Origin of the sequence: Roseivirga thermotolerans, assembly GCF_014653175.1 — a bacterium.
In the GTDB taxonomy this organism is placed as follows: domain Bacteria; phylum Bacteroidota; class Bacteroidia; order Cytophagales; family Cyclobacteriaceae; genus Roseivirga; species Roseivirga thermotolerans.
On sequence record NZ_BNAG01000004.1, the window covers coordinates 42,815 to 58,450 of the forward strand.

Below are 15,636 nucleotides of genomic sequence, written 5' to 3' on the forward strand. Positions count from 1 at the left end.
TTGCTTGCCCATTTCAGTCATTCTTATGAACCAGTTTCTCTTTGACTAATACTGATCTATATCAGCTTTTTTCACCACTATAAGTCATTTTCTGAGTTGACGCACATCAGCCGCTGAGCCATTAGCTCCGGGTACCTTTGAGTTATTCAAAGAGGAGGTCATGATGAGCAGATTTATCTACGTTTTTTGTGCACTACTGGCTGCTTGGCTAATGCAAAGCACTGCCCTGTGGGCCCAGGAAAAACGCTTTGTTTTACAAGCCCGGCCGCAGTTTAAAGTACTCGGTACTTCTACGTTACACGACTGGCACATGGAAACTTCGGTGGCTGAAGGATTTCTGGAGTGCCTTGCCAATGAAGGGGAATATCCTACGATAAAAGAGGCTAGGGTAACGCTTAAGGCCAAAGACCTGAAGAGTGGAAAGAAGGGGATGGATAGAAACGCCTATAAGGCTCTTTATGCCGAAAAGTACCCAATCATAGAGTTTAGGCTCCAAAATCTTTCTATCGATGAAACAGGCAGAGGCAAAGCACTGGGTACACTGTTTCTGGCTGGCACCAGCCGGGAGGTATCATTCACTGTAGAGCTGCAATACACCGAGGGAATAGTAGAAGTTACAGGCCGCACGGCCTTCCGTCTTACGGATTTCAACATAGAACCGCCCACAGCACTCATGGGCACCATAAAAACAGGTGATGATGTCACCATTGAATTCAACACAACTTTCAAAACTCTATAACCATGAAAAATCTGAGGTTTACTTTTCTCATTCTATTTCTGTTCTCCGGTGTAGTGGCGCTGGCCCAAACCGATGAGCGAAAGCTATTGCAATACTATAGAATACCCGGTAAGCAAGGAGTTAACGTCTTTGAAACCTCAAAAAAAGACACCGTGAAATTCCAGGGGTTCCATGTGCGTGTAGGGGGAGACTTTGCCCTTCAGTTTCAGGGGCTTAGTCATGAAAACTCCATAACTGGAGATCCATTGGTAGATCTGGGCTCCAATTTCAATTTGCCCACAGCCAATTTAAACATAGATGCACAGTTGGCCGATGGGCTTCGCATGCATTTGCGTACTTACCTCTCATCGAGACACCACACAGAGGCTTATGTAAAGGGAGGCTATCTGCAATTCGACAGGTTGGATTTTATTCAGGAAGGATTACTCAGTGGTCTAATGGACATAGCTACTATTAGAGTGGGGATGGACCAGATAAACTATGGCGATGCACAGTTTAGACGTTCTGACAACGCTATGGCCATATATAATCCCTTTGTGGGCAATTACATCATGGATGCTTTTACCACCGAGCCTTTTGTGGAGCTTACTCTCATGCCTTCTGACTGGATTTTTGTGGTGGGCCTTACCAATGGACGACTCAACCAAAGCCCACTAAAAGGCGATGACGGATTTGTGTTTTTTAGTAAGGTAGGATGGGACAAGCAAGTGAATGATGACTTACGCCTACGGTTAACCGGCTCTTTGTATAGCAGTTCTGACCAAGGAACCAGAGACTACCTCTATGGCGGAGACCGGGCAGGAGGACGCTACTACGGAACGTTGGCTACCGTAGCCAATGGTGGGTCCGATTTTGATCCCCGATATAACCCACGGTTTGCTTACCAAACAGCCATACAAATCAATCCGTTTATAAAAATTAGTGGCTTTGAATTTTTTGGGTTGATGGAGTTTGTTTCTAATGGCAACGATGCTATAGGAGGAGATTTTACCCAATTGGGTTTGGAGGGCTTGTACCGCTTTGGTAATGCAGAGCAGTGGTATTTTGGTGGTCGGTACAACACTGTGTCTGGCGAAACCACCAGTGCCGGATCAACCCGTGAAATTAGCCGGGTCAATATTGGCGGAGGGTGGTTCATGACCAACAATGTTTTGGTTAAGTTGGAATATATGAATCAGGAGTATAGTGGAGCCGGTTTTGCCAATAGTCGATTCCAGGACGGACAGTTCAATGGTATAGTGTTGGAGGCGGTTATTGGCTTCTAAAACCAAGCGTTCTCAATGACCATGAGACTATTGGTCTTAGCATTAGTGTGGGTTTCCCCGTTGTCCGTCAGTGCTCAAGATAGCCTGTTGATAACCGGGAAATCCATTACCATTCAGGGGCAAACTTCGCTCGGTAAATTTGCCTGCACATACTCCGAAATACACCAGCCTGAAGCCGCTTTTATAAGAAATGGCGCCAACTCAATTCCTGTACTTTTTTTAGAATTGCTGATTGAAGATTTTGACTGCGGAAATAAAATACTCAATAAAGATTTCCGTGAAACCCTTAGAGCAGCAGAACATCCGAGTATTGGAATCAGTGTAGACAATTTTCGAAAAATAGAAAACTATTATCTGAGCACTGTAAGCTTGACTTTGGGCGGAAAAGTGTCTGAGCTTTTAGAATTGCGTTTTATTAAGATCGATAAGCATGGAAATACTTATTTAAAATCTGAGTTTAAGCTTAGTACAAGCAGTTTTGAACTTAGCCCTCCTAAAAAACTTTTCGGACTCATTAAATTGAGAGAGACTCTTGAGGTGAGCATTTGCCTCTACTACTAAAATTTTAATTATTCTGGTAATGATTAGGTGAAACACCTATAAGATTCTCGCATTCTATCGCTCTCTTTGTAATTCACCTCTTCCGCATTCAGCCATTCAGACTTTTTAGGGTTTATTAATTTTCAGGGTTATGTTAAAAAGCGTGGTTTATACTAGCTCGGCTAATACCGCGATAAATGAGGAAGTATTAAAAAGCATTTTAAAAGAAAGTGTTCGATACAACAATTCAAGACAAATCTCCGGATTGCTCATTTATCATGATGGTACTTTTCTTCAGGTAATTGAGGGCGATAAAAAGGAGGTTGAAGGATTGTTCAAAAGGATATGTAAAGACGTTCGTCATCGCAATGTGACTATTCTTTTTGAAGAAGATATTGAAGAGCGTGAGTTTGGCGCTTGGGCCATGGCTTTCAAAGAGGTACATGACGAAGATCTTTGCCAGTTGGAAGATTATGTAAAACTAGACGATCTCCATTTTGGTGAGGTGATAAAAGAAGGCGGAGCCAAAAGTATATTGAAAGCTTTTTACGAGATGAACATTTCCAGTGGAGCTCAACACATGTTTTAGTTACCTTCCACTCTTCGGTTCAACAAATGGTATCGGGCACCTTTTCTGAGCAGGTGAAACCGCTCTTGCCCGTTGGCGTTTTTCACAAATCGGCCTTCCTTCTGATTCCAATGTGTGCCGTCATACACCAATACATAGCTTTGGCCCAGCACTTCAAATGTATTGCCATGAACCCATATAGCCGTATTTTCATCAATAGAAAGCCCCAGTAAATCAGGGTATTGTTTCAGAATTTCAAACATGTCGAACTGTCGGTTTCTCGCCAACGTATGCTGATCGATGGCTACGTTTTCAATAAAGGCAAAGCCTTTTTCATGGTCACCCATCATTATAGTATTGGTTTTGCTATCTCCTCGGGCAAGGTAGGAGCCTTGTATGGTAGCTCCAGCCGATGAACCGGCTATGACGCCTCCGCGGTCGAGCAGTGCATGCAGTTTACCTTCTACCTTAGTGCCAAGGTAAGCATCGGCCAGCCTCCATTGCCGTCCTCCTGGAAAGTATACCCCGGTTGCCTCATCTAACACGGCTGCAAAGTCTTCGGTATCGGCTATTTTTGGGTCGGTGGTGTGGAGTATACTCACCTTGCCTACACCTCTGCGTTGCCATTGGGCCGTAATTCTCTCTTTAGCCGCTTGGTCTACATCATAGCCTCCTGCGGTTGGAATAACCACTATATGAGCTTTTGAGCCACCGGCCAGTGCAATAAACTTATTATATACGGAGGTATCGGCAAGGGCTCCTCCGGCAATAATCAGGTGGCCTTTTTCAGGCCCGGTGGTTTGGCCAACTAAATGCAGGCAAGCACTAAGGGCTAACACATAGAGCAGAGCGCGCCTCATTTCTTCAACAATTTCTTAACGTCCTTTTCAATAAGGTCTACCCATTGGCTATACATTTTTCCGGAAGGGTGGAGGTTATCCGGTGCAACCAGTTCCTTGTCTTTGTCGGCTTTTCTGGAAATAGGAGTAATGTTGAAATACTTTACTCCGTATTTCTTGCATATCTGTTGAGATACTTCGTTGTAGGCATCCAATTCCCGTGCAATTTGCTCAGCTTTGGCAGCCCCAAAAGGTGTTTTGCCATAATCGGGGATAGAAAGAACGAAAACGCGCTTTTTCTTACCTCCAGCCAGCTCAATAGCCATTTGTAGTAGTTCTTCAAACTCAGGAGCAAAGCTTTCTACACTGCGGCCCTGGTATTGATTGTTTACCCCAATTAGCAACGAAACCATATCGTATTGAGGTAAAAGCTCAGCGTCTTTTTCAATAGCCGCTTTCAGTTCATCGGTTCTCCAGCCTGTGGTGGCAATTATTTTTGGTGGGGCAAGGGTAAATCCGTTCTCATTAAGGCGTTTTGCCAATTGTACCGGCCAGCGTTGGTTTTCATCTACACTTTCTCCAATAGTGTAAGAGTCGCCAAGGGCCAAATAGTGGAGTTGAGATTCTTGATTCTTCATGGGGGTAAAAGTTGAGCCAGTGACCATAAATAAGGCTATTATACAGAGTGAAATACTTTTCATAGGCGGTTTGATCCTTTGTTGTTAATCGGCCAGTTCTCTAAGGTCTACAGGAACCACTTTTGAAACACCTTGCTCAATCATGGTAATACCATAGATGATATCGGTAGCAGCCATCGTCCGTTTGTTGTGGGTTACAATAATAAACTGCGATTCGGCTGAAAATTTCTTGATGATATTGTTGAACTTATCAATGTTCGCATCGTCCAGAGGGGCATCTACCTCATCGAAAATACAGAAAGGGGCCGGTTTAAGGAGGTAAATAGAGAAGAGAAGCGAGGTGGCTGTTAGTGTTTTTTCTCCTCCCGACAACTGGTTGATGGTAAGAGGGCGTTTGCCTTTTGGCTTAGCCATAATTTCTATTTCAGACTCCAGCGGGTTGGAAGGGTCTACCAGTTTCAGGTCACAATCGTCTTCTTCAGTAAACAGTGAGCGGAAAACGTTGACAAAGTTTTCTTTGATCTTGCCAAAGGCATCCAAGAAGGTGTCACGGGCAACTGTGTCAATTTCATCAATGGTCTGCAACAACGAATCTTTGGCCTCAATCAGATCATTCTTTTGTTCGGTTATGAAGGTGTGGCGCTCTTTAATTTCATCATAGGCTTCCATGGCCATAGGGTTGATTGGGCCAATGCGTTCAATTTTTTCGCGTAGTTTGAGCACTCCCTGTTCAATTTCTTCAACCGCACGGTCATCAGGTTCGGCCTCTTCTCTCAGCACAGCATCAAGGTCTACTTTAAACTCTACCGACAGTCGTTCCTTTACAGCACTCAGCTCAAGTTTGGTTTCATTGAGCTTGTTTTGCTGTTCCATAATGAGCGTATCGGCCAGCTCTCTTTTATGGCGTAGTTCTCTCAGTGTTTTTTCGGCTACATCAATATCGCCTCGTTGTGCGTAGTAGTCTTTTTCGGCCTCATTTACTCCTTTTTCTATAGCCTCTTTTTCATCATACATGGCAATGAGCTCATCCTCATTGTTTTCTGAAGTATCGATGAGTTTTCTTATCTCCAGTTCGTTTTTCTCCAGCTCTTCCTGGTTTTTGGCAATGCGCTGCTTGCTGCTTTCAAAAGCAGTTTGTTTGTAACTTATTTCCTGCTTTATGGATTCTACCCGGTTTTGCTTTTGATGAAAAACGATGTTCTTATCGTTAAAGGCCTGTGATTTTTCAGACAGTCGTTGAGACTCTGTTTTGGCTCTTGCTTCCAACTCGGCAATACTTGCCTCTATTTCCTCAAAAACAGCTTCTTCATCTTCCACTTGTGGACGCAGGTCTTCTAACTGAGTGGTTAGTCGTTCAATGCCCTTGACTATTTCTTCTTTGCGATTGGCATGGCTGGAGAGCATTTGAGAGAGCTGTTCTTTCCGTGTTTTTACGGAAATATACTCTTCATTGATTAGGTTGAATTCGCGCTGAAGTTCTTCTATTTCTGATTTAAAAGAGTTGGATTTAAGTCTGGCCAGTTCCTGCTGTTTTTGGTCGAGCCGATCTTTGATATCAACGCTTTTGGCTTCGAGTTCTTTAATTGTTTTTTGAAGCTTTTCAAGGTTTTTGGCTCTACCTATTCTTTTTCCTTCAAAGAGGCCTACTGAACCTCCTGAAACGCTGAATCTTCTTTTGGTGTACTTGCCGCTTTCTGTAATAAAAATAGCGTGCTCATCCATAGGAATATCTCCGGGGCCACCTTTTACTATGTATACATTTTCCAGAATGTAGCCTATAAGCCGCCTGTATTTGGGATCATATTCAACGATTTCGGTAGCCGGTATGGCATTATCGTAAAGTCTGGAAGGAGGAGCTTCATATTTATCGAATGCATCGAGCACAAAGAAGTTGGCTTTGCCTTTTGATGCATCGCTAAGAATATTTACTGCTTCGAAAGCCTGACGCTCAGTGTCTACTATGTAGTAGTTCATGTAGCCCTCCAGATAGTTCTCAATGGTTACCCTATACTTATCGTCACAGGCAATGATGTCGGAGAGTAGGGGAGCATTCTTATTCCAGTTTGCTTTCTTTTTGAGAAACTTGATGGCTTCCGGAAAACCTTCCAGATTTTCTACCAACGATTTGGTAAGGTTGTATTCGTTGCGTTTACTATCGAGTTTGCGGCCTACCTGAGTCATTTCATCGCGCACCATGTCTATGGTTTCGCTGGTGTCTTGGATGGCCTTCAGGTGTCTTTCTTCTTCGGCTTTACGCTTTTGCAAGAGGGCTCCTTTTTCATCGCGCTGCTCTTCCAGTAGGGCCAGCTTCTCGTCAAAGCGGTCGAGCGTTTCAGATTGTTCCGAACTATCGGTTTCGGTCTTTTCAAACTCCGATTTCAGTGTTTGGAGCTGAATTTCCTTGATCTCAATGTCTTTCTTAAGATTGAACAGGCGCTCTCTCTTGGAGGTGAAACTCTTGCGTTGTTCTTCGAAAGCGAGTTGAGCATTTTGGGCCACTTCTTTCTGTTCGGCATATACCTTTTCCAGCGAACGTACCTCTTGCTCAATGATGCCCAGTTCTTTACTGGCTACTTCCAGTTCGTTTTGGAGGCTTTCGAGACTAAAAGAGGCCCTGTCGTTGCTTTTCTTGTCGGCTTCGAGTTGCTCTCGGAGGTTATCACTTTTGTCTTCCAGAAAAGTGAGCCTCTCGTTTTTAATCTTGCGCTCGCTCTCAAACTGTCTGATTTTATTGACATGTTCGTTGAGGGTACGCTGCCGTGAAGCAAGTAGTTTTTCTTTGGTTATGAGGTCGGTTTTGCCTTTTTCTATCTGAGCTTCCTGGCTGGCGATCATTTGATTGATTTCCAGCTTTCGGTCTTGCTCTTGCTGAATGGTTTTTTCCAGTTGTTTGAAGCGGTTCGATTTTTCTGCTACCGTTTTTCTGGCCAGCGCAACGCTCTCAATTTTGTATTCATCTTTAAGCCGATAGTACTTCTCGGCCTGCTTGGCCTGCTTTTCCAACGACTTAAGGTTTTTCTCTATTTCAAAAAGCAAGTCTTCAACCCTGTCCAGGTCATCGTCAGTATCCTTCAGTTTTTTGAGGGTTTCTTTCTTTCTGGTTTTGAACTTGGAGATACCGGCTGCTTCTTCGAAAAGAGCTCTGCGAGAGTTGTCTTTGTCGTTCAGAATGTCGTCTACCATTTTCAGTTCAATGATTGCATAGCTATTGGATGCTATACCGGTGTCCATGAACAGATTGGTAATGTCTTTGAGGCGGCAGCTTATACCGTTGAGCAGGTACTCACTTTCTCCTGAGCGGTAGTATCGCCTGGTAATCGTAACTTCGGTATATTCAGTAGGGAGAAGGTTTTTTGTGTTTTTAAATGTGAGAGATACTTCTGCCAGCTGCGTGGGCTTGCGTTTTTTTGTGCCATTGAAAATGATGTTCTCCATCTTTTCTGAACGGAGCATCCGGGTTTTTTGCTCGCCCAAAACCCACCGAATTGAGTCTACCACGTTGGATTTACCGCAGCCATTGGGGCCAACAATGCCGGTAATGCCTTCATCGAAGTTAATGATGACCTTATCGCCAAAACTTTTAAACCCTTTTATTTCTAGCTTGGTAAGTTGCATGAACTGATATGCCTCAAAAAATTAGAGTAGCTAGCAAAATTAAAATTAACACCGACAATTCAGTGGTAATGCGTAAAAAAATGCAGAGAGTTTCGTTGGCCAAGGTGGCATTGTCTGCTGCATGGCTTTTGTAGTTGTCTCTGGCATATTTGCCCCAATTTGCTAGCTTTGCTATTGGCATGGATTTCGACTTCGGTACCTTACTTTACATTGTTTTGGCGGTAATCTATTTTATTGTTCAGTCGGGCAGTAAAAACAAGAAGAAGCGTTCAAACCAAAGAGGTGAGCAAGAGGTCTATGAGCCCAGGGAATCGAATAAGCGAAGACCTACTTTCGAGGAATTATTGGCCGAGTTTACAGGCCAGCAGCCTCAGAAAGATCCTGAACCAATAGTTGAGCCGGTAAAGCCCGTGGTTGTAGAAAACACTTCGCAAAGCAGGCGTTCGGTTTATGAAATTGCCCAGGAAAAGTCTGCTCAAAGGAAGAGGGAAGCTGAATTAGAGGTTCAGCGCATACGATCAAAAACCAGCGATCATCTAAAAGGATATGAGTTAGAGGAAGAAGAGGAACAAACTGAGTCTTCTTATGCTACTATGTTTGAAAACCTGGACGATGTAAAGAAGGCCTTTGTTGCTTCAGAAATATTCCGAAGAAAGTACCACTAAGACTTTTTAAACTCAATTGGCAGTTTGATCACTGAAGTAACGGCATTGCCGTTGGCTTTAGCGGGTTTCCATCGGCTGGAGCGCTGGAGCGCATTAATAATAGCTTTTTCAGTATCGAAGCCCAGGCGGTTGTGGAATTTAAGGTTTTGAATAGCACCCAATTGGTTTACCTCAAACGATACTAAAACTTCTCCTTCAGTGTTGGCTACCTTGGCTGCTTCAGGATACTCAATGCTTTCTTCCAGCATCTGCTTCCAGTTTTCAATGCCAATTTCGGGCATAGGAACTTCCTGCATGCTATTGGCTAATGGTTCTATGGTGTAGTTTTTTACATTTACCTGTTCTACAGGAAGTGCCTCAAAAGAGAAAATAAAGAACAACAAGGCCATCACTGGTACGGGGATGAGCAGTTTCATGTAGTTGGTTCGGGCTACTTTCTTCATCATGTCTAACCGCTTGAGGGTTTTATTTTTACCGAAGTAACTACCGTATTTAAGTCCCATTTTATTGAACACCGTAGAAACCAGCAAGTGCGCGTACTGGCTATGACCGGTTTTGCTTACCACAGCATGGTCTGCCGCATACTCATGAACTTCCTCTAGCAGTTGCTTGTACAGATACACAAGCGGGTTGAACCAAAAAATAATCTTTAATACCTCAATGAATATGATGTCAAAGGAGTGTTTTTGGTCAATATGAGCTCTTTCGTGAGCGATTATTTGCTCTTTTTGCTCCTCGCTATGCTCCTGAGAATTGTCCCAGAAAAGGTAATTGAAGAAAGAGAAGGTGGGCATAGTGCCATCGGTGCTCACCAGAAAATAGTTGTCTTTGAATCGAGTGTTGTGTCGTTTATACCAAATTACCTCTTTGAAAGAACGTATTTGAATAAAGAGTTTCAGCAAGCCGTATACAACGCCTGTAACATAGAGCATAAGCAGTGCTTCCCACCATAGTAAGAAGGGCCTTTCCGATTGGGCCGTAATTGTATAGGAGTAGGCCTTTTCGGCTTCAATGATTGGTTCGCTACCTACTCCGTTGCCAAACTGATGAATGGAATTGAAGAACCCCGGAGTGGTTGCAGGGTCGTAAGAAAATTCCATGAGAGGGAAAGACACTGACAAGAATAGGGCAGCCAACAGATAGAACCGGTTGTATTGAAAGCTTTTATCGTTTCTGAAAAAGAAATGATATAGCAGATAGAGAATAGCCAGACAAGTGGCTGATTCAATCAGGTAGATCACTCCTTCATTGAGCGATTCCAATAGTTCTACTGTTGGGTGCTTTTTCATTTATTGTTCTTGCTCTTCAGTGTCCAAATCACTTTTTACGTGCTTCATCAAAGACTCAAAGTCTTGAATATCCATTTCATTTTCTTTGGCAAAGAAGGACACCAATTTTTGGAACGATCCTCCAAAGTAGCCTCCTAAAAAGTTCTTTAAGTAGAAGTTACTATAAGACTTCTTGTCTACTATAGGAAAGTACTCATGGGTTTTTCCGTAAGCTTTGTATCCTACAAATCCTTTCTTTTCTAATATTCTTATTATGGTAGATACCGTGTTGTATGCGGGCTTGGGTTCAGGCATTTTGGCCAAAACGTCTTTTACAAAGCCTTGTTCTATTTCCCACAGTATCTGCATCACTTGCTCTTCAGCCTTAGTTAATTCCTTCATATCGCAAACATTGTTACATACATAATGATCAATTATACAACTATCCGGGTAGTTTTCAAACTAATAGGTTAGTTTATTTTTTTCAGAGTTGAGTAAAGGCATAAGCTATAAGATTGGCTCCCATTTGCAGGGCTTTTCTTCTTACTTCTTCCGGGTCGTTATGAATCCGTTGGTCTTCCCAGCCATTGCCTAAATCCGACTCATAGGAATAGAAGCACACCAGTTTGCCCTCATAAATCAAGCCAAAGCCCTGGGCGGGTTTGTTATCGTGCTCGTGAATTTTGGGTAGCCCCTGCGGAAACTCATACTTTTGCTTATACACCGGGTGGTCGTGTGGTAGTTCCACAAATTCAAGCTCTGGAAATACCTTTTTCATCTCTAGTCTGATGTAGGCATTAAGACCATAATTATCATCAATATGGAGAAAGCCCCCCGAGGTAAGGTATTTTCGGAGGTTTTCGGCTTCTGAAGCACTAAAAACTACATTGCCATGCCCGGTCATATATACAAATGAATAGTCGAAGAGTTCGGGGCTGCCAACTTGCACCACCGCATCGCGCTCATCGATGTTGGTACCCAGTTGTTCATTACAAAATTTGGCCAAATTGGGCAGAGCCGTTTTATTGGCATACCAGTCGCCACCACCTCCATATTGAAGTTTTGCTATTTTGAGTGGCTCTGATTGCCCATAGGCATTAACACTCAATAGAAGGATAAAAAGAAGACCAATTGTCTTTTGCATGAATTTTTGGAGTTGTCTTTACTTGGAACGATTAATTAGAGGTACAGTTTATTATTTTACAGCATCAAAAACCAGTAATAGTTTAGGAAGTGACCCGTAAAGGTTTTGAAAGTTTTGTGGAGCAATTGAAACTGCGGTTGGCCGAACCTCTGCCGGGCAAAAAGGCGCAAGTAGAAATGGCCCCGCGGCCCATAGACGAAAGACGCTTTAATGAAAATCCGGAAAGGCCACCCAGAAAGGGTGGAGTAATGGTGCTTCTGTACCCTGATGAAGGAAGAATTCATGTTCCTTTAATGAAAAGGCCGGTATATAATGGCACCCATAGCGGCCAGGTAAGTTTTCCGGGTGGAGCCTGGGAACCTATGGACATAGACCTAACGCACACGGCACTCCGAGAAACAGAAGAGGAAATTGGTATTCCGCAATCGGCAATTGAAGTACTGGGGCACTTGTCTGAGTTGTTTATTATTGCCAGTAACTTTAAAGTTTTGCCAACCATTGGGGTTGTATACGAAAAACCAAACTTCATTCCTGATCCCATAGAGGTGGCGCGCGTGTTGCCCATGTCGCTGGATGTACTGTACAACGAGGAACAGCGGAAAGTTAAAACCATGAAATTCCCACCATTCACCATTCATTCTCCCTACTATGATGTGCATGGCGAGGTGGTATGGGGTGCCACGGCTATGATGCTTAGTGAGCTAGCCGCGATAATGGAGCAGCTTATTCGGAAATAATGGCTGTGGCTTCTATTTCAACCAGGTACTTGTCATCAATAAACCGTGAAACCTGAACCATGGTGGTGCAGGGTTTTATATGGCCGAATGCTTCCTGATGTGCCCTTCCGATGGCTTCCCATTGTGTAATATCGGTAACAAACATGCGCGTACGCACCACGTCTTCCATACGGGCACCGGCTTGTTCTAAAACACCTCGTATCTTTTGCAGGGCAAATTTGGCTTGTAAGTAAGGATCGTTTCCGCCAACCAATTCGCCTTTGTCATCGGCTACAGTGCCGGTAACTTCAACTACGTTGCCCACCCGCACAGCTCTGGAGTAGCCTACAACGTCTTCCCAGGGGCTTCCACTGCTGTAGTTTGTTCTTTTACTCATGACTTATTTACAATGTGTTTTAAAATCTTTCGGTACAACTCGTTGGGTTCGAATGGTTTTTGTACAAGAGTAAGAAAGGGCGAATTGGAGAACTCTTCTTCAAACTCTGAAGTAAGGTAGCCACTCATGGCAATGAGTGGGGTGGCGCTGTTCTTAATCTCAATCTTTCGGATAAGCTCGGCCGCAGCAAAACCCGAAAGAGGTTTCATTTCTATGTCCATTAGCACCAGGTCGTACTCGTTTTGCTTACACTTCTCTACGGCTATTTGTCCATCGCTGGCCTCCTCAAACTGGGCGTTCCAGTTAACCAACAGCCTTTTAAGTACCAGCCTGTTCATGTCGTTATCATCCACTACCAAAACCTTCTTTTGTTTCAGGTCTTTGTCGCGGGTTTGATCCTGAAGATTGACCATGTCAAAAGCCTGATTGATTTTAAAAGACACACTAAAGGAGAGCTGGGTGCCTTCTTCTTCGGCCGATTCAATACGTATTTCGCTTTGCATGAGGCGAAGCAATTTTTGAGTAATGGAAAGTCCTAAACCTGTACCGCCATACTGTCTTGTGGTTTCATTACCAGCCTGTTCATATTCTTCGAAGATCGTTTTCAGCTTGTCTTTGGGTATTCCAATACCCGTATCATTAACCTCAAAGTTTACGGTGGCCACATCGTCTTTCAGGCCTTCCAGGCTGGCTTTAATGTGTACGTGCCCCTCATGCGTGAATTTGATGGCATTACCAATAAGGTTGTTAAAGATTTGAGTAAGGCGTGTAGGGTCGCCAATCACCCTGTCCGGCATATGCTCACCAATTTCTACGAGTAAGTCTATTCCCTGGCTTCTCGCTTTGTATTTAAAGCTATCGCGAATGTTGCGTAGTAGGTCTATTATGGAGAACTCAATAGACTCCAACACCAGTTTGTTGGCTTCAATCTTATTATAATCGAGCACATCGTTGATGAGTGAATGCAAGCCTTCGGCAGAAAATTTCAGTGCATCGATGTATTCCTGCATTTCTGCATCTTCATTATCCATTTCCATGATGTGGCTCAGGCTGATAATGGCATTGAGCGGGGTTCTAATTTCATGGCTCATTACAGAAAGAAATTCCGACTTAGCCTTAGTGGCTCTTTCTGCCTCTTCGCGAGCAATTTCCAGTGCCTTGTTTTGTTTTTTGATTACCTGAGTTCGGGCAGCTACCAATTCGGTGAGTTCCTGGTTGATGTTGAGTTGTAGGCGTTCGTTGTTCTTTAATTGTAAAATAAGCGACCGCTGAGTTATTTCATGGTTTTCGTAATCGCGTTTCAGTTTATGACTTATGCCCAGCGAGAAAGCAATGAGTTCTACAATTAGCCCTGCCTGAACATAAACCGGCACATCGTTAGAGATACCGGTTGCTCGAGAAATGGCCGAAATAAGCACTCCTAATAACATAAGAAAAGTGCCAAGAGTAAAGTACCTGATAATGAGTGTAGACTTTCTGTTAATGGCAATGAGGAACACAATGCCAAAAACGGCCAACACTATCATGGCGTAGATCATTATCTCAACGCTGTTGTGAATGTCTCTGGTTATCCAAAAATAGACGCACACCAAAATAAAGGCCAGGGAAGCAGTCCGGCTCACCCATATGAGGGTGTTGTTCCATTGCGGGTGTGTTTTTCGGAGTTCGAGAAACTCTTTAGCAAACATAAAATAGGCTGCTGCGCTCAGTATAGGTAGCACCCACAAAATGGGTAGTGGGTCTGGCGTTTCCGGGTGAAACCAAATTTCTATAATACCATACACCTGCAGAAAATAGATAAAATTGAGCAGGGCATAGAAGGCAAAGTAGATGAAGACGTTTTGCTTGGTGTAGCCAAAAAGAAAGCAGGAGATGAGCATGATTACCAGCAACAATCCGCTAAACATCCCTTCGAAAAGGTTAATGCTTTCTTTCTTCCTGGTCCATTCCAAATAAGGCTCAAGGCTGGCCCTAAGGTCTATGGGCATGTTATCGGCACTCTGCACTTTCACATACACATGAGCAGTTTTTTGCGGGGGAATGTCCAACAGTACCTTGGTGGTATAACCTTGTGGTATACTTCTGCTTTTGGCAGCAAACTTATAGCCCGTTCGCTGCTCAGTCATTACACTGTCTATGAGAATGTAATAGGTTTCGAAAGGGTTGCTTCCCCCTCGCAGTAAGTGACTCAACCGTTCGTTCGATCGGTTTTGCACCTGATAATACAGCCAGTAAGTACCTTCTTTATTAAAGCGTGTAATAAAACTGCTTTCCAGAAAGTCTTCGGGGGCCATGTTTCGGATATCGTCAATATCCAGGCTATTGGTTTCATCGGTGTAGACCAAAATACGCTGTGGATCCAGTGTCTGGCTTTTGTGCTCATTAAAAATGTGGAGGTTATTGAAAAAAGCCGGCTCGCCTATTAAAGGGGTTGAAGCCCCCCATAGTAGCATGAATGTAATTAAGTACAGTAATTTGACTAACCTCATCAATAGATCTAGTAAAGTGCTAGATTCTTTCTGGCCTGCAAATTACAATTATGAATTTTAAGATGAAGCAATTGCACAAATTATGCTTGCGCAAATTTAATTGCATCGTTCGACCAGGGTGCGCTGCTTTGAATAGCTTCCAGCACTTTAGCCGGGTCTGTAAATTCAGTCCAGATTTCTCTATGTCTTTCTCCCATAAAACCTTCCTCAATAGCCTTGTTAAGCATGTTAAGCAAGGGGTCGTAGTACCCGTCCAGGTTGAGAATGACTATTGGTTTTGTAAAAATGCCCAGGCGTTTTAGGGTTATGGCCTCCATGAGTTCCTCAAAGGTTCCACAACCTCCGGGTAAGGTAATGAGTGCATCTACACCAACCATAAACTGTTTTTTGCGCTCGTGCATATCGGCAGTAAAAATAAACTCATTCACATCTTTGTGATGAAACTCTACCTCTTTCATAAAATGAGGCATAATACCAATTACTCTGCCTTTTTCTTCCAGAATAGTATCGGCCAATTGACCCATAAGCCCCCGGGCACCACCGCCATACACCACTGTAGTGTTGTTTTTCACCAAGGCTTTGGCCACCACTTTGGTAGCCTCGAAATACTTCGTGTCAATTTTTTCGCTCGAAGCGCAATACACACAAACCTTCTTGATTTTTTGCATCTTCTACAATTCCAATTTGCGGGGTACAATGTATGGAAAATGTCTAAAAAAATGATACATCCGTTGGAATGATTCGACAATGATT

The 15,636-nt window shown here is 43.4% G+C and carries 15 protein-coding genes; 6 read left to right on the forward strand and 9 right to left on the reverse strand.

Annotated features, from left to right (window positions below; all coding sequences use genetic code 11):
* The first annotated feature begins 160 nt into the window (after positions 1-160).
* The 4 genes from IE164_RS13965 (at position 161) to IE164_RS13980 (ending at position 3,133) form a co-directional block, all read left to right on the forward strand.
* Entirely contained in the window at positions 161-739 is a 579-nt protein-coding gene (locus IE164_RS13965) for a YceI family protein (protein ID WP_189630871.1), read from the forward strand.
* Between the two features lie 2 nt (positions 740-741).
* Positions 742-2,004 carry a hypothetical protein gene (locus tag IE164_RS13970; protein ID WP_189630872.1) on the forward strand — a complete coding sequence of 421 codons (1,263 nt, stop codon included), beginning with the start codon at positions 742-744 and terminating at the stop codon, positions 2,002-2,004.
* Between the two features lie 15 nt (positions 2,005-2,019).
* Entirely contained in the window at positions 2,020-2,565 is a 546-nt protein-coding gene (locus tag IE164_RS13975; RefSeq protein WP_189630873.1) for a hypothetical protein, read from the forward strand.
* Between the two features lie 130 nt (positions 2,566-2,695).
* Positions 2,696-3,133, forward strand: a complete 438-nt coding sequence (locus IE164_RS13980) for a BLUF domain-containing protein (RefSeq protein WP_189630874.1) — start codon at positions 2,696-2,698, stop codon at positions 3,131-3,133.
* Here the strand turns inward: IE164_RS13980 and IE164_RS13985 are convergent.
* From IE164_RS13985 to smc, 3 genes are all read right to left on the reverse strand, one after another.
* Positions 3,130-3,972 (reverse strand): cyanophycinase, encoded by an 843-nt coding sequence (locus IE164_RS13985; protein WP_189630875.1) that lies wholly within the window; start codon positions 3,970-3,972, stop codon positions 3,130-3,132. The two genes, IE164_RS13980 and IE164_RS13985, sit on opposite strands and share 4 nt — an antisense overlap.
* Positions 3,969-4,589 carry an SGNH/GDSL hydrolase family protein gene (locus IE164_RS13990; RefSeq protein WP_229838697.1) on the reverse strand — a complete coding sequence of 207 codons (621 nt, stop codon included), beginning with the start codon at positions 4,587-4,589 and terminating at the stop codon, positions 3,969-3,971. Before IE164_RS13990 ends, IE164_RS13985 begins: the two co-directional genes overlap by 4 nt.
* An 84-nt stretch (positions 4,590-4,673) precedes the next feature.
* Positions 4,674-8,204: a chromosome segregation protein SMC gene (gene smc, locus IE164_RS13995; protein WP_189630877.1), complete on the reverse strand. Its 3,531-nt coding sequence runs from the start codon at positions 8,202-8,204 to the stop codon at positions 4,674-4,676.
* Between the two features lie 179 nt (positions 8,205-8,383).
* Here smc and IE164_RS14000 point away from each other — a divergent pair, with 179 nt between their 5' ends.
* Entirely contained in the window at positions 8,384-8,869 is a 486-nt protein-coding gene (locus IE164_RS14000) for a hypothetical protein (RefSeq protein ID WP_189630878.1), read from the forward strand.
* On the opposite strand, the gene IE164_RS14005 is transcribed toward IE164_RS14000, so the two are convergent.
* The 3 genes from IE164_RS14005 to IE164_RS14015 form a co-directional block, all read right to left on the reverse strand.
* Positions 8,866-10,158 (reverse strand): M56 family metallopeptidase, encoded by a 1,293-nt coding sequence (locus tag IE164_RS14005; RefSeq protein WP_189630879.1) that lies wholly within the window; start codon positions 10,156-10,158, stop codon positions 8,866-8,868. The genes IE164_RS14000 and IE164_RS14005 overlap by 4 nt on opposite strands.
* Entirely contained in the window at positions 10,159-10,539 is a 381-nt protein-coding gene (locus IE164_RS14010; RefSeq protein WP_189630880.1) for a BlaI/MecI/CopY family transcriptional regulator, read from the reverse strand.
* A gap of 82 nt (positions 10,540-10,621) precedes the next feature.
* Complete coding sequence (locus IE164_RS14015; RefSeq protein ID WP_189630881.1) at positions 10,622-11,281, reverse strand: DUF4159 domain-containing protein; 660 nt, start codon at positions 11,279-11,281, stop codon at positions 10,622-10,624.
* 89 nt (positions 11,282-11,370) lie between these two features.
* Between IE164_RS14015 and IE164_RS14020 the strand changes: the two genes are divergently transcribed.
* Entirely contained in the window at positions 11,371-12,018 is a 648-nt protein-coding gene (locus IE164_RS14020) for an NUDIX hydrolase (RefSeq protein ID WP_229838698.1), read from the forward strand.
* Here IE164_RS14020 and IE164_RS14025 read toward each other — a convergent pair.
* The 3 genes from IE164_RS14025 to IE164_RS14035 all read right to left on the reverse strand — a co-directional run bounded on the left by IE164_RS14025 (position 12,005) and on the right by IE164_RS14035 (position 15,551).
* A complete protein-coding gene (locus IE164_RS14025) occupies positions 12,005-12,394 on the reverse strand; it encodes a RidA family protein (protein WP_189630882.1) in 390 nt (129 codons plus the stop codon). The genes IE164_RS14020 and IE164_RS14025 overlap by 14 nt on opposite strands.
* Positions 12,391-14,847, reverse strand: a complete 2,457-nt coding sequence (locus tag IE164_RS14030; protein ID WP_189630883.1) for a hybrid sensor histidine kinase/response regulator — start codon at positions 14,845-14,847, stop codon at positions 12,391-12,393. Before IE164_RS14030 ends, IE164_RS14025 begins: the two co-directional genes overlap by 4 nt.
* Before the next feature lie 116 nt (positions 14,848-14,963).
* Positions 14,964-15,551 carry an LOG family protein gene (locus IE164_RS14035; RefSeq protein WP_189630884.1) on the reverse strand — a complete coding sequence of 196 codons (588 nt, stop codon included), beginning with the start codon at positions 15,549-15,551 and terminating at the stop codon, positions 14,964-14,966.
* Between the last annotated feature and the right edge of the window lie 85 nt (positions 15,552-15,636).